The organism is Lysinibacillus sp. EB271-A1-10B (assembly GCF_058791335.1).
In genome coordinates this window covers 89,327-109,428 of sequence record NZ_JBYTDL010000012.1, presented here as the reverse complement: position 1 = coordinate 109,428, position 20,102 = coordinate 89,327, and the positions used below count along the sequence as shown (strand labels likewise).

Genomic DNA, 20,102 nt, shown 5'->3' with positions numbered 1-20,102 from the left:
GCCGTAACTTACTAGTAATTCAAAGCGTGTAAAACACATCAAGGAATATTGGAGCGGACTATCGGAGGGCTCTGCATGAACAAAACAACAAATTTTTTTCTTCCAAAAGAGCTGGAATCGTTTCGTTTTGAAATTGAAGAAACACTGATTTCAGCAATGATTATCACACCCTATAAGCGATCAACTACATTAACGGAAAGTAAATTTGCTGGAGAACCTTATTTACCATATTACCAGACGTATCCGAAAGATATTGCAGGTGAGCCTATGCGACTATTAGCTCAAATTAACTTTGCAGAAATGCCACCTCTAAAGGATTTCCCATCTCAGGGTATTCTGCAATTTTTTATTTCATCTAATATTTTCGTGAATGCTGATCATTATCACGAAGATATTTTTCAGCAATTTTATAAAATACGTTTTTATCCTACCGTAAATTTTGAAGCAATACCCCCTAGTCAGGAGTTTTTAGCACAAGCAGCAGACGATCAGTTCCCTATTCGTCAGGAATTAGCATTACAATTTCAACCGATTCAAGAACCTGTTTCTGCTTTAGATTATCGAGCTTTACATTATTTACCTGACTTAATTCCTTCATCAGAAGATGTTGATTTACGGGAAATTTATTTACAACACTTCTTAGGGGCTGGAGCTAAAATTGGCGGTTACGCCTATTTTATAGAGGAAGATATCCGTCACGAATCACAGCTTCTTAAACGATATGATGTATTGTTACTCCAAATCGACTCTAATGATGAAATCGGTATTATGTGGGCAGATAGTGGTGTTGGAAAATTCTTCATTAACCAAGAAAAGCTCCTCCAAAAGGATTTCTCTGATATTTTATTTCAATGGGAGCATTACTAATCAGTTATCTTCATGCAGCAACAATTGTTTTTCTGTGCGAAAGCAACGATACAAAACTATTTCAATACAATAAGGCAAAATGGATTTTGGATTACCTCGTTCTTGTTTGGAGGTAATCCTTTTCCATGCTTACTAACCAAATTTCATCTCTTCTTTCCACTTATAAAGTAAGTTATACTAAGTGTATTGCACAAATATAGTAAAGGCAGGTGTAGGAATGAGTATTTTTACCGATGTTGGATATCTAGTACCTTTAATTATGTTTGTTAATATTTTGGCAGCAATGGTCATAATTTTTTTAGAGCGTAAAGATGCCACTTCTACATGGGCATGGATTCTCGTACTGTTTTTCATTCCATTAGGTGGGTTTATTTTATACTTGATGTTCGGGCGACAACTACGAAAAAAACATTTATTCCGTTGGGAAGGACGCAAGGATATCGGTATCGATAACCTCATTAGCTATCAGACAGAAGCGATTCGAGATAATACGTTCGAGTTTCGGATCGAAAATGCGGAAAATTATAAAGAAATGATTTACATGCATCTTAAAACAAATAATGCTGTATTAACGCAGGATAACCACATTGATATTTTTGAGGATGGCGCAAACAAATTTGAGCAGTTGCTTGCAGATATTGATGCAGCAAAAGATCATATTCACATTCAATATTATATTTTCCGTTTAGATGACCTAGGTACACGCATTGTTAATGCACTTATTAAAAAGGCAAAGCAAGGAGTTAAGGTAAGAATCTTATATGATGAAATGGGCTCACGCAATGTTAAAAAACGTCATTTCAAAGAATTGCTTGCTGCAGGTGGAGAAGTCGAAGTATTTTTCCCATCCATTTTGCCACTTATAAACCCTCGTTTAAATTTTAGAAATCACCGAAAAATTGTTGTGATTGATGGTCGTATTGGTTATATTGGTGGTTTTAATGTTGGAGATGAGTACCTCGGTCTACAAAAAAAGTTTGGCTATTGGAGAGATACACATTTACGTATCGAAGGTAGTTCCGTCCATCCATTACAAACTCGCTTTTTACTTGATTGGAACCAAGCTTCCGCACAACAGAAAATGGGCTATTCAGATCGTTACTTCCCTGCTATTCCGAAAAAAGGCAATGTGGGCTTACAAATCGTGTCTAGTGGACCTGACTCTGACTGGGAACATATTAAAATAGGCTACTTAAAGCTTATTAATATGGCGAAAAAGTATATATATATCCAAACGCCATATTTCATCCCTGATGTTAGTTTTTTAGAGGCTATTAAAATTGCGACACTTTCAGGCATTGATGTAAGGATCATGATTCCAAATAAGCCTGATCATATGTTTGTTTATTGGGCTACATATTCATACGTAGGACAATTATTGCGTGCAGGAGCAAAAGTTTATATTTATGAAAAGGGCTTTATTCATGCTAAAGCAATTATTATTGACGATGAAGCATCTACTATCGGTACTGCAAACCTTGATGTACGCAGTTTCAGTTTGAATTTCGAAGTAAATGCCTTCATTTATGACTCAACGATTTCACATCAGCTTGCTGAGCTGTTTGAAAAGGATATTTTTGATTGCACTGAATTAACTTGGGAAATGTACCAAAATCGTTCCGCGTTAATTAAATTTAAAGAATCCATTTCACGCTTATTAACACCGATCTTGTAGAATATAGAAAAGGAAGAGAGCTAGTTCGTATCATTACGAACAACTCTCTTCCCTTTTTTATTTCACACCTAGATATTCTTCTAGCGTTATATTTTGTTTTTTTATGTCTTTTGCTATGTCTACACCCACATAACGGTAGTGCCATGACTCATACATATAACCTGTGATGCCCTCTTTATTTTGGGGGAATCGTAAAATAAAACCATAGTCTTGAGCATGTGTAAATAACCATTGGCCTGCTGGTGTTTCACCGAATTCTTCAGTTAACCATAATTTATCTTTACCTACTTCCCCTATATCAAAAGCCAAACCGGTCTGATGTTCTGAATAACCAGGGCGAGCACTATAGCGATCAGCGGCAGCTTGCCCATCACGGTTTACATAGTTATTATATAATGTTGTTTGATATTCAAAAGATCGATAGCCACTAAAAGCTACTAAATCAAAACCTTGTTGTTTTGCAGCAGCAAGCATTTTATTTAGAGCTTGACGAGCCTCTGGACTTTCTTCAGGCGCAAAGGTAGATGGTAGCGGATATATTTTATTCGCTAATAAAATACCTTTAATATATGTCGGCTCAGTTGGTAATGTTTGATTTGGTATATAGCCATTTTCATCTACCTTCTGCTCAGGCTTCACCGGATTATCCGCTGTATTTTTCGGCTCTTCTTTTACAGGTGAATCTTTTTTAGTTGGTTCTGCTGCTTGTTGTTCATTTTCATCTGATGCATTACTTATCTGTTTATTTTTATAGTTATAAACTACGAAAATAGATGCGATAAGCGCCACCGAGATTAAAGCACCCAGGATGAGTGGAAAACGTTTCTTTTTCACTATTTTTTTACCCCTTTTAAAGTTATCCAGTACCACATGGTAGTATTCTCTTTCAAAGAATTTAGAAAGAACAGTCCTAGTAAGTACCGATACTATTTTGTACTATATTGGTATAGTCTTATTTTAGCACTGTTCACAATTTAGGGTGTAGATTTTCACCAATGATTTTCAAACTTCTTTCAGAGGGTGCCAAAACACCTGTACCTGTCGCTACTCTTTCGATACAAAAAACATTTGCTGAAAGAAGTTTAAGCCTCCGGCCGATCCCAGACACATTTATGCCGAGGCATAATTGATAAATTAGTCAGTGAGAATAATAATAAACACTACTATAGAAGCAATTGAGAAAAAGATTGCCATGTACTTCATCCATTTTGCTTCTTTTATATAACCTTGCTCTTTAAAACTTTTTGCTCTAAATCCATTCGATACGGCAAACATAATAGTCATTGCACATACCGCAAAGTTAAAATTACCTATGATAATAAATACGATAGCCGCGATACTAAAAATCGCGACTAGAATAGATGATAGCCACTTTGTATTCATCTTACTGTCCTCCTAAAAAAATCGAGGCTACATAGGCGCCTCGACAAATAATTTTATGAGTTTACTTTTTCCGGATGTTCCGAATAAAATTTTCGACCGATATATGTTTGAATAATCAATAATGCACCGCTGACCGACCAGTAAAGTGGTAGGGCTGCCATAGATGACATTGAGATAAAGACAATCATAATTGGTGAAATATAAATAAACATTTTCATTTGTGCTTTTTGTTGCTCTGGTACTGTCCATAATGATACACGTGCTTGAACTAAATAAACAATACCTGCGACAATTGTCATAGCGATATCAGGTGAACCTAAGCTAAACCATAAAAATTCATGTGTTTTCACATCTGTAGAATATAAGATAGAGAAATAAAGACCCATGATAATAGGCATTTGAATTAACATTGGTAAACAGCCCATGTTAAGTGGATTGATGCCATGTTTTTGATATAATGCCATCATTTCTTGCTGATGCTGCATTTGCTCTTCTTTTGTCTTAGCTTCCTTCATCTTTTTCTGAACAACTTCCATTTCAGGCTTAAACGCATCCATTTTCGTTTTCATCTTTTGTTGCTGACGGTAATTCTTTAACATAATCGGCATTAAAACTAAACGAATAAGAACCGTAATAGCGATAATTGCTAAACCATAGCTACCTGAAAAAATAGTGTTACCGAAAAATTCCAATAAAAATTCCATAGGTTTTACAAAGATACTATAGAAAAAACCTTCTTTGTTTTGCACAGCTTGACAGCCACTAAGAACAAAAACGGCAAGTCCAAGCATTGTAAACAGCTTCAAATTCCTCATTTTTTTCCACCTACTATTATTTATCAACTAAAATGAAGTATACATTATTGGGTCCATTATTATCAAATAGCAAGCATAAAAAAGATGCGAGCTTTAGCATCGCTAATACGTCCGCATCTATTTATTAATCTTTTTATGACTTTAAACGTTTTGAAGCTCTGATTCCGCCATCTCAAAACGATAAAACTCATGGTGTAGCTCGTCTCGGAAATGTTTAGGCGTTACCCCAGTATATTTTTTAAAGATGCGGGTAAAATAGCTTTGATTACAGAAATGGAATTGATCCGAAATAGAAGTTATACTTTTATTAGTGTGTCTAAGGTAGTACTGTGATTCCTCTACTCGACGAACATTTAGATATTCAACAAGTGTAATACCAACATGTTCTCTAAATATACGTGATAAGTGACTCGTACTTATATGAAAATTATTTGCGATGCTTTCCACTGTTAAGTCATTTTCCAATTCATCATTTATATACATTATTACTTTATTAACGGTCTGGTGACGAAAAGTCGGTTGCTTGCGATCTGCGATGAAGTAGACAAAAAAAATCAATTAAATCATCAGCGAATTGTAAAAATTCTGCGTCTTTCATTTGATTTTCAATCATATCATTACAAGCAATGTTAAAAGCAAAAGCTTTTTTCGAAGGAACTTGATTGTCTAGCAATTTACGTGCAACAATTGACGACAAAACAGAAAAATAACTTCGAACAATTTTAATGACTTGTTTGCCAAAACGTATGGAAAGAATATCAATTAATTTATGCAAAGATTTCTTAGCCTTCGCAGATTCTAAATGGTAAATTTCAAATACTAATTTCGACTCAATATTAAAAAATTCTTCTACACCGATGTATTGGTTAATACTATCGATTTCCTGAAAGTATCTTTTGGATATCGTTTCTGACATAGAATGTTGATGTAATTGCATAATCTTCCCCATCTTTCCTCAGATTGCACGAATTGCTGTTACAATTCTTGACACCAATCTACTTATTTCAAAATAAGAAAATAGTATTTCCTTATCAATTGTACGAATTGAGTCATATTTCATATATTATATAATAAAAATAACCCAACTATACCATCAGTCACAAAAAAAAATAGACTATACAGTGAATTTTACCATATTCTGCGATTTCCTTTCAACCACATTTTGTCTTTCACTCTAGTTCTAATTTATCATATATGCATAGTAGAAACCTCGTAAACTTATGTCGCACAATTAAATTTTACCATATATATATCAAGCTGAATTAGTAATTTTTTAAAATTTGTTACAAATTATGTAATGTTGTTTTACACCTAAATTTTTCATCAATCGACATTTCTCTTTTTTATTCCGAAATCTTCTCTATATAATTTATATGAATATGTAGTAAAATAGATGATAATACTATTTTTAAAAGTTTAGACGAGGTGTTAATAGTGGATCCAAAACAAATAGAAGAAATTATGGAGATTATTAAAGAGTTCTTTCCCGAGAATACTTCTATCGCAATCTCCGATACAAACGAATACTTGTACTACCAAGCAAGCAAAAAAGTGGATTTAAAGATCAAGCCTGGCGACCCAATTAAAGAAGGTTCAGCAGCTCATAAAGCGCTAAACTACGGACAAAAGATTAGCTCTTACATTGAGCCTGATGTATTTGGAGTAGCATATTACGGCATGAGTATTCCTTTAATGGAGGAAGGCGAAACTAAGGGTGCTATCACTGCAATCTTCCCACAAAAGCCATCAGCATTTTTAACGAACTACATTACTATTAAAATTGATGACTGCTGGTACCCAATCAAACATGATCAAGTTATTTATCTTGAAACACAGCTTCGAAAAACATTTGTTAAGACGATGAGTCGTGAAGGCTACCACCGCTTGAACCTAAGTGATCTTGAGCTATTTTTAGCACCTGACTCATTTATACGTTGTCACCGCTCTTATATCGTTAACATTGACTACATTGATGAAATTCAACCAGATTCTCATTCAACGTTTTTATTAATTATGAAAGACGGTACTCGTATTCCAGTTAGCCAACGCTACGCAAGTTACTTCCGTCGTTCTTTAGGCTTCTAATTTTTTATAAGTACAGCGAGCATTTTAATTGTTCGCTGTACTTTTTTTCTTACTGAAATTAAATGCTCTTCACCAACCAGTCGGAACGGAAATCAACCCCACATTATATTACTGAATTTTCAAAAGTAAAATCATCTAAAAACAATACACCTCTACATTAAAACGTTTTCTCTGTCGAAAATTCGTTTTTATGCTCATTTTTCCTGTTTTTACTCAATTTAATGCTATTTCTAAAGTAATTGTGACAATTTGGTGATAGTATTATTCAAATGGTTGGTGTCATACTACAACTAAATAAACAGAAAATTCTTACACGTTTTTTCTAGTTTTGTAATCGGTTTCCATAAAACTTTTTAGGGGAGGACTTTTTAATGGATGCAATTATTCAAAAACGCATAGGCTTAAAAGAACTTGAAAGTAAAATCGTTACTGCTGATGAAGCTGCAGCACTTATCTCAAACGGTGATGTAGTTGGTATGAGTGGATTCACTCGTGCGGGGGACGCAAAAGTTGTTCCTATGGCTTTAGTAGAGCGCGCTAAAAACGAAAAATTCAAAATTGATGTATATACAGGGGCTTCTTTAGGACCTGAAGTTGATAAATACTTAGCTGAAGCTGGTGTTATCCGCAAACGTGGACCATTCCAAGGAGATGCAGGTATTCGTAACTTAATTAACTCTGGGGATGTACTATATGTAGATGCTCACCTTTCACATAATGCTGAATTAGTTCGCCAAGGAATTATCGGACCAATTAAACATTTAATCCTTGAAGCTGTTGCTATTACAGAAGATGGCTTCATCATCCCAACAAATTCAGTTGGTAACTCACCTATCTTTGCTGAATACGCTGAGAATATTATTATCGAGTTAAATATCTCTCACCCAGAGGCTTTAGTAGGTATCCACGATATCTATGTACCAGCTGAGCAAGGTAAACGTGAAGCGATTCCAATGACTGATGCTATGCAACGCATTGGTGATATCGGTATCAAAGTTGATCCAGCTAAAATTAAAGCGATTGTTATTTCTGAAGAGCCTGATGCTCCTTCATTAATCGTACCACCAGATGAAGAAACACAAACAATGGCTAACATTTTATTAGACTTCTTCCGTGATGAAATTAAAGCGGGTCGCTTAACAAAACAATTAATGCCATTACAATCTGGTGTTGGTTCTGTTGCAAACGCTGTACTTGACGGCTTCGCTGATTCAGAATTTGAAGATTTAGTTGTTGCTTCTGAAGTACTTCAAGATGCTGTATTCAACTTAATTGATGCTGGTAAAGTTAAATTTGCTGCAGCTACTTCAATTACGCTGACTGAAGAATTACAGAAAAAAGTATACGGCAATTTAGAAAAATACGCTGATAAAATTTGCCTACGTACACAAGAAATTTCTAACCACCCAGAGCTTATCCGTCGTTTGGGTCTAATTTCAATCAACACTGCTCTAGAATTAGATATCTACGGTAACGTAAACTCAACTCACGTATCAGGTACTCGTATGATGAATGGTATCGGTGGTTCAGGTGACTTTGCACGTAACGCACGTCTAGGTATTTTTGTTACTAAATCATACGCAAAAGGCGGCGCTATCTCTTCAATCGTGCCAATGGTTTCTCACGTAGACCACACTGAACATGATGTTGATGTAATCGTAACTGAGCAAGGTATTGCTGACTTACGTGGTCTTGCACCACAAGAGCGTGTACCTTTAATTATCGAAAACTGTGCACACCCAGATTACAAAGAACAACTTTGGGATTACTATAACCGTGCTCTAGAAGCAACTGGCGGCCATCAAACACCTCATATTTTAGAGGAAGCACTTTCTTGGCACGTAAACCTTGCTAAAAACAAGACAATGAAAAAAGAAGTTTCTAAAGCTTAATTTTCATAATTCAGGAACGCCTCATTAAGTCAAAAAACTTATGAGGCGTTCTTTTTTTGTCGAAAATGGTATAATAAGAGTGATATTCATTCTCATTAACATATAATTTTGTATCGGAGGAGCTATGAAGAAACTTATTTATTTGATTATATTCTTTTCGTTTTTCGACCTATTTACTCAACTTCCTGTCATGAGTACATATGCAGAATCCTTAGGGGCATCAGCCTTCATTACCGGCCTAGCAGTAGGTATGTATTCCCTTTCCAATACATTTGGTAATGTTATCTCTGGTTTTTTAACAGATCGTAAAGGACCATTCGTTATTTTAATCCTAGGTCTCTTAACGACAGGCCTTTCACTATTCCTTTATAATTTTGTAGAAGATCCTATTATTCTATTAGTAGTCCGCTTTGTACATGGATTAGTTGCGGGCTTTATCGTTCCTGCTGCTTTCACATTTTTAGCGAATGCTACTGAGCAAGAAAAGAGAGGTAAGGGCAGTGCTATCTCTGGAGCATTTGTTGGTATCGCTGCAATAATCGGTCCTGCATTTAGCGGAATTTTAGCGAGCCGTACTAGCGTACCATTCGTTTTTAATATAACTGCATGCTTTATGCTCTTATTAGGGATACTTGCCTTCTTTTTACTAAAATCAAATCAAGTAAAAAAAGAAAAGTCTGCTCCAACTGCAAACATTCCCTTTTATGTACTTTTTAATAATCCAGGGACATTGAAAGCCTTCACCAGTGCATTCTTTTTAATGTTTTCTCAAGGAGTTATTGCCTATCTCCTTCCACTAAAAGTCCACTCTTTAGGCTTTGATTCACGTTTAAGTGGGACTTTGATGAGTACATTTGGCATTATTGCTGTTCTCATATTTATTTTGCCTACTAACCGTATTTTCGATAAGGTTGCTCCCATCAAAACATTATCACTTGGTATAGGTTTAATGGGGATCAGTCAATTATTAATTAGTCAGGCAGATTCAAGTACGTTACTTTATATTGCAATGGCTTGCTATGGAATCGGGTTTGGCTTCTTATTCCCATCAGTCAATTCACTTTTAATCGACTCTACGACGGCAGAAGTCCGCGGAAAAGCCTATGGTTATTTTTATGCCTTCTTCTCACTAGGAGTTGTCCTAGGTTCCTCATTACTCGGATGGCTCTCACTAGGTATTGTCAGTGGCTTTATATTTACCGGAATTGTATTATTAGTATTTGCAACGATCATCATATGTACACAAAAAAGACCTTCTCACGTAAAATGAGAAGGTTTTGTTGTTATTTCTCTTGTTCCTGAATTTCTCCATTAAAGTAATGGATACCTGTATGCCCTCCACCTTCAGCAACCATTTCATTTGAAGCTATTTTTGTTGGAGACGTTCCGGCTTCTGTCGCTACTTCAGTAGATATACGCTCTGTAATGTGTTCAGGCATCTCCATATTCGTTGTATTCAAATAAGATGCTACTTTAGATTTTGCATTATTAAACATACTCAATGCTTTATCTCGGTTTTCTTTTTTACTTAAATAAGATGCTGCTAATGTTAACCCTACTAGCATAACACCTGATCCTTTACGTTTCGCCATTATAAATCCCTCCCAAAAAAATAAAAACTAGCTCTGTAATATATCTTTTCCCTATTTTTTGAGGACTAAACATAATTTTTATATACGTTACAGCATATATAAAGAGAGAGTCATCTATTCCCCTTCGCTTCCATAATATAAACACATTTCTTAGTACATCTATATTTTTTCGCAAATAGTTAATTATTCTTCTACAAAATTTCATGGTAAGCATTTTTTTCATAATTACAATATTTTTGTGATTTTTTATGATTACAAAGGACAAGTAAAGGGAATTAATGAATTTATACTAATAACAGGAGAGTGATTATCATGAAAGATTTAGATTCAGTATATGATTGGGTAGACATGGCTTCCTTAGTAGGTGGAGCAGGCATCTTAACAATACTAATTTATAGTATTTTACTGTAAGGAGCTGCATGAATGGTCTATAAAAAATCAATTATGCCTTGGCGTAATTGCGGTCCAGAATCGGCTTTGTGCAAGCACAAAGAACTCCTTTCCGATTCTGTGACATCCTCCGGAGGATTTAACTTCTTTCAGTAAATGTTTTACAAAAACATTTACTGAAAGAAGTTAAAAGGCAATCCGCTTATTAATAAGCAGATTGCCTTATCTTTATTGTTTTACATCATTGTAAGCATCGGATTTTTCAAATGCTGCAACTACATAAGAACAAACCGCTTCCATTTTATTGCCCTGTTCACGTGCATACGCTGCGGCATGATCCAACAATTTTTTGGCCACCCCTTGGCCACGGAGCTTATCTGATACATATGTGTGATCCATGACCATTACTTGACCCTTTTGCTGCCATGTAATTTCCGCTAATCTTTCCCCTTCTTGCTCATAAACAAAAGCATGCTTTTTATCCGCTTGCTGTTGTAATTGAAATTCCATTTCTCACCACTCCTTTTTATCATAGTACCATAGCTTTTTATACTTTTACAAAGCTAGTGGGTGGCACTTTTAAAAAATATAAACCTTATAGAAAAATAAAAGAATCCGCTCACTTTCTCTAGCAATCAGGAGAAAATGTTGCAGATTCTTTTCTATCAATTTTGCCTTGGCATAATTGCGTCCAGATTAATTAAACCATGATGCGATTGTATCCTTTAAATTAGCAAAGAAATTTTTCACACTTTCCCAGAATCCTTTATCTTCCATTAGCGATCCGAATTTTTCTTTAATCGTACTGCTAATATCATCTAATTGTTCAGACCATTTACCAAAATCAATATCTAGTTTACTAATCTTGTTCATCAAATCAACTAGCAATTGACGGTCCTTATCACTTAAATTAATTTCAAGCTTGTTTAATTGCTCTTGCACAATCTTTTCAACTTCTTCTTTGGTCGCTGGCTTTGATTCTGCAATTTCTTTTTTGATTTCTGTTAGTAACTCTGCAACCTTGGCATCTTCCACTCCTGCCGATTGCGTAAGAGTAGTTGCTACTGATAGCTCGTCATTTGCAACATCTGTACGCTCAGTATCAAGCTTTTCACCTGTTGTTACTTCGTAAGCTTTATATATTCCCACAAGCGCTGAATGACCTGTTACTGCTTTAGGTGCAGCCACCTGTACTGTTGCATCTTCAATACCTGCAGTTAGCATGGCATTTGCATACATTTCAGATGTAACCTGTGTAATGTTTGATGGTGTAACAATTTCAATAACTAACCCTTCTCCTGCATTTTTACGCGTGATTTTGGCAGAAGAATACATACGAGAACTTGAATTACTATCTTTAATATATTTAGCTAAGTCTTGACCTGATACTGTTATTTCTTCAACTTCAGGCTCTTCGTTCACTTTTAATGACTTTTTAACAGACTCTTTTTCAGCCTCAGATAAGTTTGCACCATATACGACAATCGGTACTCCTAATTTTTCATCAATTGCTTTAGGTGGCGTATTATCAGCCGCAAAACCTGTTGCGGGTGCCATCACGCCAAAAACTAACATTGTCGCTGTTAGTATTTTTATCCACGTTTTTTTCAAATTGTGTGACCCCTTTCGTCCAAAAACTCATTTGGCCTGTAAAATACATGCCAATCAATTACTAAACAATTATTAGTACGAAAAAAAGACGAGAAGGTTTCAAAAGGCTCTCGTCTTTTTCTTTAATTTCATTTAGTAGTCGTTCATACTCTTAGTGTAGAAGAATGTCCTCTACACTAAATTTCCTCTGTCCAACCATCCTGCTGTTTCACTTTACCAGCTTTCATAAGTGTACCTAACGCTCGTTTAAATGCACCTTTACTCATGTTAAACATTTCTTGAACTTCATCTGGTGAGGACTTATCGCCAAATGGCATTCTTCCTCCTACCTCTTGTAGGTAATTTAAAATTCTTTGCGCATCACCTGAAATACGCTCATGTTTACGTGGTAAAAGTGAACCATTCATCGTACCCTCATCTTTTACATCAATAATACGAACAACAACATCTTGTCCCAGACGAGGTTCTTCATTACGCTCTGATTCATGGACAAAGATACGGTACGGAATGTCTACACCTAATAAAAACGAGCCAACTGGTAATAAACGATATGGACGTGCCTTAATGTTTTTATTGTGCATGTCTTCAAATGCACCTTCATATAATTCCGAAATTTTTTCTTCAGTTGCCAAACGCCCAAATAAATCACCATTGCGATCTGTGCGCAATGTCATAAATAAATGGTCGCCTGGTGCTGGCCAAAGTTCGCTTATTGCAGGTAAATCTTCAGCTTTTACTAGCACCTCGCGTGAAGTACCGATATCTACAAAAGCCCCTTCACGCTCGACTACTTTTAGAACACGAGCCCAGCCATATTCCCCTTGTACGAAAGATGGGATAGCTGTTGTAGCTGCTAAATCACCACGACGATCTGCAAATAAAAATACTTCAAGGCGGTCACCTACTGCAAGTGGCTCTGTTACCTCTGAAGCATTTAAGGGCAGTTCGTCAACTCCATTTGTTAAGATCCATTTCGATGCTTGTTGCTCTAACACAGTTAATGTAACAACTTCACCTGATTTTAATTCGTTCATATTGTCTTCCTTTCCTTCTTACCATCATTTTCGCAAAAAAACTTATCCGCCGAAGGCTTTAACATCTGTAGCTGTCGCTTTGCTTTCGCTACAAAAGACATCTGTAGCTGTCGCTTTGCTTTCGCTACACAATCATTCGCTGATAGAAATTAAAAGTTATGATGGGTTTTAGATGCCTCTAGTTTTTTCGCGATGTCCGGATTTTCTTCCATTACCTGTACAAGATCCGCAATTCGATCGATTGAATTCCAACTTAAATGATGTTCGATACCTTCTACATCATTGTATATTCGCTCTTCATCTACACCAATGATTCGCAAAAATTGCTCTAGAAGCTCATGGCGCTGTACAAGACGTTTTCCAAGCTTTTCTCCTTTAGGTGTCAATGTAAGGCCACGGTATTTTTCATAAACTAAATAACCATCTTTATCTAATTTTTGAACCATTTTTGTAACAGAAGAAGGAAGAACAGATAATGCTTCAGCAATGTCAGACACACGAGCATACCCTTTATTAGTGATTAATAAATATATTTGTTCGATATGGTCCTCCATACTAGGTGTTGGCATATCCTATTCCCTCTCTTTCCTTTTCTTACTCTCTAGTTTACTACAAGCTTGCCTTAAAAGTTAACTGAAAATACATATGCCCGAAAAACAATACATGCGTAACATAAATTGCGCCTGGCAAAATTATTTGTTGCTGTCGCTTCGCTTTCGCACAAAAAACATTTGTGGCTGATTTTGCTTTTTATCATTCTAAATTTGTGTGAAATACTCGTTAAGTGAAGAAGTTGATTGGAGTGGAGGCTGGGCGACTCCTCGGGGATTAGCGATATAGAGGAACGAAGGCTAAAAGCATCACGTCCTGTGATAATGCCTTCGTGACCAATATCGGTGCTACAAAGCGCCCAGTCGGAACGGAATCAACCCTCGCTTTGCAAAAAACATACTCTATTGACATCTTCGTTGACCCAATAGTTTTTCAAAAACGTGAAGAACCAACTTCATATAGAAGTTGGTTCTTCCTTATGTCGAGGATACTTATTTACCACATGTAATGCATGAATAATCTCTTTATTGATCCGTTCGATATTTTCAGGAGTATTCATCACTTTGAATGCTTCATCTCGGGATTCCATAGATGTAACATACTTGCTTGGCAATACATTCAGTGTAAGTGCCACTGCGTCAAGTTCACAGATTTCACATTTACAAAATGTTTGATATTCCGGTCCTCGTAGTAGAAAACTTACTAAACCACGCACAATTTCCTCTGTAACATTTACTAAAATAGGATCTGACATATTCAAACCTTCGCCTCATTTATATTTAATTGTTACAATATTCCTGAAACCATAATAGCGTTAACAAAGTTTTTTTTTAAGAATCGCTAGTAATATCTATACCATTAATATCACTAGCTCCTCAGAATGACTTTTTTTCTATACACCTCCACCGGATTATATCTTATTTACCATTTCTTAGATTTGATTAATCGTAATGAATTCAACACAACTAGTAATGTAGCACCCATATCTGCAAAGATTGCAATCCATAATGTTAGCCATCCTGGGATAACAAGTAACAGGGCAACTAATTTTAGGGCTAGTGCAAATATAATGTTCTCTTTAATGATACGTAATGTTTTTCTACTTAAGCCAATTGTATACGGTAGCTTCGTTAAATCGTCGCTCATTAAAGCGATATCCGCAGTTTCCAGTGCTGCATCGGTGCCAGCGCCTCCCATTGCAATACCAACATCCGCTGCGGCAAGTGCAGGTGCATCATTGACACCATCTCCTACCATCGCCACTGCACCAAACTGTGCACGTAAATCTTTAATGGCCATTAATTTTTCTGCTGGTAATAAACTTGCTCTAACATCTGTCATATTTAAAGAAGTGGCAATTGCCTGTGCTGTTGGCTCTGCATCACCTGTTAGCATAACTTTATGCTTCACTTTTAAACCATTTAATTTATTTAAGACATCTTTACTTTCTTGACGTAATTGGTCAGCAATACCAATCATCCCAATAAACTGATCATTACTAACCGCTGCTACAACTGTTTTCCCCTGTTGTTGAAGTTTATGCACCTGTTCTTGTATCATTTCATCAACAGTTGTTAATGTAGCAATCCATTTTAAGCTTCCTACATAGATTATTTGACCGTCGACCGTCGCATAGGCACCCTTGCCTGTTACGGATTGAAAGTCTGTTGGTATAAACTCTGTCAAATCTTTCTCATGCAATGCCTGTAAAATAGCTTTAGCTAATGGGTGCTGGGATTGTTTTTCAACAGCTGCTACTAGCTGTAAAACATAATCTTCAGACATTTCCTGCGATGTTAAAATATCTGTTACAGCAGGTTGACCTTTTGTAAGTGTACCTGTTTTATCAAATGCAATTGCTTCAATATGACCAAGCTGCTCTAAATGAATACCACCTTTAATAAGAACACCTTGCCTAGCTGCGTTCCCGATTGCAGTAACAATAGCAACTGGTGTAGAAACGACTAATGCACATGGACACCCTACAACAAGGACCGCCAACCCTTGGTAAATCCAATGCTGCCAATCACCTATAAATAAAGGTGGTAGAACCGCTACAAGTAAAGCAACAAGCATAATTGCAGGCGTGTAATATTTCGCAAAGCGATCAACGAACTGCTGTGAAGGTGCTTTTTCTGCCTGTGCTTCTTCAACAAGATGAATGATTTTGGCAATTGTTGTGTCCTCTACTCGCTTTGTCACACGAACCTCTAAGGCTCCTTCTTCATTTAGTGTTCCTGCAAATACTTCGTCGTCGACTGTTTTACTGACTGGAATAGATTCACCAGTAATCGCTGCCTGATTCACCGCTGACAACCCACTCACTACAATTCCGTCCATAGCAATCTTCTGACCAGGTTTAACGATTAAAATGTCACCAATTTCAATCTCCTCAGTCGGTAGCTCCATCTCATGAAAATGCTCGCCATGTGCACGTTTTATCGTCGCTGTAGGAGGAGCTATATCCATGAGCTGACGAATCGATTGACGCGCTTTATCCATTGAATACGCCTCAAGCGCTTCACTTACTGCGAATAAAAAGACAACAACAGCCGCTTCTTCCCACTCCCCAATAATGGCTGCACCTATTACAGCAATAGTCATCAGCGTCTTCATATCAAATTCAAAGCGCGCTAGATTGCGGAAGCCCGTTTTAAAAATTCCAATTCCCCCAACTAGAATTGCGATAATAAACATCCCAATAGTTAGCGGGTCCGTTTCACCACGCATTGTTCCAAACATATATCCAAGCACTACGAATAACAAAGAGATTCCAGCTAATATATTTTCAGTTTTTCGATAAAAAGGTGTTGATTTTTCAATTGTTCTTGCCGTTGATTGGGATACTTTTATGCCATCGAAAGCACCTGCTTCTTCAAGTTGATCAGCGTTAATATCACCAATAACTGTTATTTTAGAAGCGCCGAAATTCACTTGTGCATCCTGAACCTCTGGAATAGCCTTCACGTTTTTTTCGAACTTTGCTGCACAGCTAGCACAGGATAAGTTTTGTAGCCTATATTCTTGTTTAGTTGGTGTCGCTGCCATTTCCAATCCCCTCTTTCACATGTTCGTAAGCAACTGTTACAATTTGATACACATGTTCATCAGCTAAAGAGTAGTACATTTGCTTTCCTTTTCGATATGACTTCGCTAAGTTATTATCTTTTAAATATCGTAAATGATGCGATGCTGTTGCTACTGACGAACCGATAATGGAGGCAACATCGCAAACACATAATTCATCTTCGACCGTTAAAGCATACGCAATTTTAAGTCTTGTTTCATCAGATAATGCCTTTAAAAACTTTGCTACTCTCGATAAATCTGGCATTTGCTGTTGTACTTTAATGACTGCTTCTTCATGGACACATGTTATTTCACATATTTCTTTTGGCATTTCTTCACCTCATTCAAATGTTTGTTTGATTGTTTTCACCATAACATAATATTCCATCATATTCAAACGAATATTTGAATGTAAATGATTTATATCACAAGTTGAAAAAATGTCTTTATATAAATTGCTAACTAATAAATATAAAAGTAAAAAAGCTATCACTCCAATGTGATAGCTTTGCATGTTATTGCGATAATGAAATTATGGTGACATATTAAACAAAGTTGAGATGAATAAGGCATGCTAAGCGGTTGATCTTCGTTCCGACTGAGCGACTCTTTGGGGATCAGCGATTTAGAGGAACGGAAATCACCCCCTCGCTTTGCCGAGAAACCATGTTGTCTTAATATAAAACCCTATAGATACTTATAGCCTCTTATCCTATTTTGCTTTTAATCGTAACGTTTTACCTTTAATATCATCTTTCCTCACATACGTTTGATGATAATCTCCATTAGCCCAATCCATTACTTGATCTTGATACCAAGCAGATTTTACATGTCCACTCTGTCCTGGACCCACGATATGATAAGCTGCGCTTAAATCACCGACATCTACTACAAAGCGCCATGATGCTCCGTGAGTAACATTTCCAGCTAAATCATTATCAGCAGCTTGAACAGTAACCTTCGAGCCTCCAATAGGAACCTTTTTAGCATTAAAATATGCCGCAAGAATTGGTGAAGCTTTACCTAATGTATGGTCAAAGGTAAGCTGATGGAAATCGCCCCACTTCCATTTCGAAGCATTTTTTCCGAATTGATCTTCTATTTGTGTGACAGTGAGCTCTAATGCCTTGTAAACAGTTGCATCTACTCCGCCCTGTTCCTCAATCCATATACTTTTCTTACCTGCATAAGCTGTACGTAAAAGCTGGTCTGTAATATTAAATTTCCCATACATTAATTCAAACATATCTTCTGGCATCTGATCTTTAAATAACACTTCTTGTAACTTCTCCATTAACGTATGGAACACTAATGGTGCACCAGAATCCTTTGCATCTACCATATCCCAATTCTCTAATAATTTTATAACATCTTTATATTTCCCATCTTTATCTTGTGCTTTTATCGATGGTAATAAATATGGTAGAAACTCACGAGCATATAGGTTGTGCTGATCCATTTGTAAATTCATCATATCTTCCACTGTTAACGAATCATTCGCCTCTAAAACTTCCTTAATGCGCTCAAAACGATAAGGCTGTGCCCAGAAATCTGTTATGTGATAAGGATATTCTTCCCCAATGACTTCATTATTTGCTGTCGCAATAAATCCTTCATCAGGATTTACTACAGTTGGGAGCTCATCCCACGGGATAAAGCCTTCCCATCCATAGTCACTAGAATCACCTGGTACTGGTAATTGCCCGTCTCCTTGTTTTCGAATTGGAATTTGACCATTCGCTTTATAAGCAATCGTACCGTCTTTTGATGCAAAGACAAAGTTTTGAGCCGGTGCCTTAAAATCCTCTAAAGCTTTTTCAAATCCATTCCAGGATTTCGCTTTATTGAAGCCTAGTATTGCACGTAGCTCTGTCGTTGGTTGCAGTGCCGTCCACTGCATCGAAAATTGTGCTGTAGGCTCAGTATCTTTAAAGGCTAAATCTGTCATGATTGGGCCGTGACGTGTGACTACAACTTCATAATCTACCGTTTCCCCGTCCTTTACCTTAATCGGTTCATCACGTACCTCCGCTTGCTCCCACTTGCCGTCATAGCGGAACTGTGTTGGATTATTCGGATTAGGCATTTCTATATATAAATCCTGTACATCAGGTCCAACATTCGTAACACCCCACGCAATGTTATCGTTGTGTCCTAAAATAATACCTGGAATACCCGCAAAGATTACGCCACTAACATTTTGCTCAGGAGATTGTAAATGCATTTGATACCAAATAGACGGTGTACTTAATCCTAAATGTGGATCATCCGCTAAAATCGGCGTACCATTTTTTGTTTTCTGCCCAGATACAACCCAGTTATTACTACCGTTAAATTCATTTGGCAACAGAACTGCATTAAAACGCCCTGCCACAGCTACTGGATTTTCTTTATTCGCCTCGATAATAGATGAAGCGTTTTTAGGATACTTTATAAATAATTCTTTAGCTTTTTCTTCATCAAAGTTTTGTAAAGCCCAATGTCGGAACGCAAGCGTATTCCAATTACCACCTAAGTCATAGGCCATATATTTACCAATAGTAAGAGAGTCTATAACGGACCAGTCCTCAGGTTCGTAACCTAGTAATGAGAATTCATAGCTTAATGTTTTATTTTTCTTTGCCTGTGCAATAAAAGCATTGACGCCATCTGTATACCACTCAAGTACCTGCCTGCTTTCTGGATCATAGGTACCTAATGATTTTTCAGCTGCATCCCGCAAGCTAAATGTTCGGAAAAATTTATCCGTATCAACAGTTGCCTCACCGATTATTTCCGACAAGCGACCGCTAGCTTGTCTTCGCGCTAAATCCATTTGAAACAGCCGATCCTGCGCTTGCACATAGCCTTGCGCACGATACAAGTCTGCATCTGTCTTAGCAAAAACATGGGGGATCCCCTTGTCATCCCTTGTGACAGTTACATCTTCATCTAGCACACTCAATGAAAGTTCTCCATCAATTACTGGTTTTGATTTATTCATAAACCAGGTAAATCCGATAAATGCGACAATAACTACTATAGCTAAACATCCCGCTATAGCCAGAAGCCATTTTTTCCATGTCAACTTTCTCACATCTCCCCCCCTTTTTGCAATATATTCTTTTACCTTTTAAAGATTCGAAGTTTAATGTTAA

General features: G+C 36.7%; 17 protein-coding genes and 1 pseudogene. 5 read left to right on the top strand and 13 right to left on the bottom strand.

Going from position 1 to position 20,102, the window contains the following annotated elements:
- The first annotated feature begins 75 nt into the window (after positions 1 to 75).
- Positions 76 to 867 (top strand): YwqG family protein, encoded by a 792-nt coding sequence (locus tag AC3WSK_RS16160; RefSeq protein WP_492414599.1) that lies wholly within the window; start codon positions 76 to 78, stop codon positions 865 to 867.
- 217 nt (positions 868 to 1,084) lie between these two features.
- A complete protein-coding gene (cls, locus tag AC3WSK_RS16155) occupies positions 1,085 to 2,542 on the top strand; it encodes a cardiolipin synthase (RefSeq protein ID WP_427483483.1) in 1,458 nt (485 codons plus the stop codon).
- Between the two features lie 57 nt (positions 2,543 to 2,599).
- On the opposite strand, the gene AC3WSK_RS16150 is transcribed toward cls, so the two are convergent.
- The 4 genes and pseudogenes from AC3WSK_RS16150 to AC3WSK_RS16135 form a co-directional block, all read right to left on the bottom strand.
- A complete protein-coding gene (locus AC3WSK_RS16150; protein WP_492414598.1) occupies positions 2,600 to 3,376 on the bottom strand; it encodes a M15 family metallopeptidase in 777 nt (258 codons plus the stop codon).
- A gap of 300 nt (positions 3,377 to 3,676) precedes the next feature.
- Positions 3,677 to 3,925, bottom strand: coding sequence for a hypothetical protein (locus AC3WSK_RS16145; protein WP_492414597.1), 249 nt, complete (start codon positions 3,923 to 3,925; stop codon positions 3,677 to 3,679).
- A gap of 53 nt (positions 3,926 to 3,978) precedes the next feature.
- The gene (gene yidC, locus AC3WSK_RS16140; RefSeq protein WP_079562524.1) at positions 3,979 to 4,740 is read right to left on the bottom strand and encodes a membrane protein insertase YidC; all 762 of its coding nucleotides are present in this window, start codon (positions 4,738 to 4,740) and stop codon (positions 3,979 to 3,981) included.
- A 141-nt stretch (positions 4,741 to 4,881) separates the two neighbouring features.
- Positions 4,882 to 5,677, bottom strand: a pseudogene (locus tag AC3WSK_RS16135) (helix-turn-helix transcriptional regulator).
- 497 nt (positions 5,678 to 6,174) lie between these two features.
- Between AC3WSK_RS16135 and AC3WSK_RS16130 the strand changes: the two are divergent.
- The 3 genes from AC3WSK_RS16130 (at position 6,175) to AC3WSK_RS16120 (ending at position 9,987) form a co-directional block, all read left to right on the top strand.
- Positions 6,175 to 6,825: a LytTR family DNA-binding domain-containing protein gene (locus AC3WSK_RS16130; RefSeq protein ID WP_049663393.1), complete on the top strand. Its 651-nt coding sequence runs from the start codon at positions 6,175 to 6,177 to the stop codon at positions 6,823 to 6,825.
- Positions 6,826 to 7,196: 371 nt separating this feature from the next.
- Positions 7,197 to 8,717 (top strand): succinyl-CoA:acetate CoA-transferase ScpC, encoded by a 1,521-nt coding sequence (gene scpC, locus AC3WSK_RS16125; protein ID WP_079562522.1) that lies wholly within the window; start codon positions 7,197 to 7,199, stop codon positions 8,715 to 8,717.
- 124 nt (positions 8,718 to 8,841) lie between these two features.
- Positions 8,842 to 9,987, top strand: a complete 1,146-nt coding sequence (locus AC3WSK_RS16120; protein WP_492414596.1) for an MFS transporter — start codon at positions 8,842 to 8,844, stop codon at positions 9,985 to 9,987.
- A gap of 13 nt (positions 9,988 to 10,000) precedes the next feature.
- Here the strand turns inward: AC3WSK_RS16120 and AC3WSK_RS16115 are convergent, their stop codons facing one another.
- The 9 genes from AC3WSK_RS16115 to AC3WSK_RS16075 all read right to left on the bottom strand — a co-directional run bounded on the left by AC3WSK_RS16115 (position 10,001) and on the right by AC3WSK_RS16075 (position 20,041).
- Positions 10,001 to 10,309: a YbyB family protein gene (locus AC3WSK_RS16115; protein WP_079562520.1), complete on the bottom strand. Its 309-nt coding sequence runs from the start codon at positions 10,307 to 10,309 to the stop codon at positions 10,001 to 10,003.
- Between the two features lie 618 nt (positions 10,310 to 10,927).
- A complete protein-coding gene (locus tag AC3WSK_RS16110; protein WP_079562519.1) occupies positions 10,928 to 11,209 on the bottom strand; it encodes a GNAT family N-acetyltransferase in 282 nt (93 codons plus the stop codon).
- A gap of 186 nt (positions 11,210 to 11,395) precedes the next feature.
- Entirely contained in the window at positions 11,396 to 12,310 is a 915-nt protein-coding gene (locus AC3WSK_RS16105) for a DUF1002 domain-containing protein (RefSeq protein WP_492414595.1), read from the bottom strand.
- Positions 12,311 to 12,486: 176 nt separating this feature from the next.
- Positions 12,487 to 13,344 carry a CvfB family protein gene (locus tag AC3WSK_RS16100; RefSeq protein ID WP_079562517.1) on the bottom strand — a complete coding sequence of 286 codons (858 nt, stop codon included), beginning with the start codon at positions 13,342 to 13,344 and terminating at the stop codon, positions 12,487 to 12,489.
- 149 nt (positions 13,345 to 13,493) lie between these two features.
- Positions 13,494 to 13,913 (bottom strand): transcriptional regulator MntR, encoded by a 420-nt coding sequence (gene mntR / locus AC3WSK_RS16095; protein ID WP_079562516.1) that lies wholly within the window; start codon positions 13,911 to 13,913, stop codon positions 13,494 to 13,496.
- A gap of 437 nt (positions 13,914 to 14,350) precedes the next feature.
- Entirely contained in the window at positions 14,351 to 14,650 is a 300-nt protein-coding gene (locus AC3WSK_RS16090) for a late competence development ComFB family protein (RefSeq protein ID WP_368483752.1), read from the bottom strand.
- Between the two features lie 167 nt (positions 14,651 to 14,817).
- Positions 14,818 to 16,944, bottom strand: a complete 2,127-nt coding sequence (locus AC3WSK_RS16085; protein WP_079562514.1) for a heavy metal translocating P-type ATPase — start codon at positions 16,942 to 16,944, stop codon at positions 14,818 to 14,820.
- The gene (locus AC3WSK_RS16080) at positions 16,925 to 17,296 is read right to left on the bottom strand and encodes an ArsR/SmtB family transcription factor (RefSeq protein WP_079562513.1); all 372 of its coding nucleotides are present in this window, start codon (positions 17,294 to 17,296) and stop codon (positions 16,925 to 16,927) included. Before AC3WSK_RS16080 ends, AC3WSK_RS16085 begins: the two co-directional genes overlap by 20 nt.
- Before the next feature lie 381 nt (positions 17,297 to 17,677).
- Positions 17,678 to 20,041 carry a penicillin acylase family protein gene (locus AC3WSK_RS16075; protein WP_492414594.1) on the bottom strand — a complete coding sequence of 788 codons (2,364 nt, stop codon included), beginning with the start codon at positions 20,039 to 20,041 and terminating at the stop codon, positions 17,678 to 17,680.
- Positions 20,042 to 20,102: the final 61 nt, after the last annotated feature.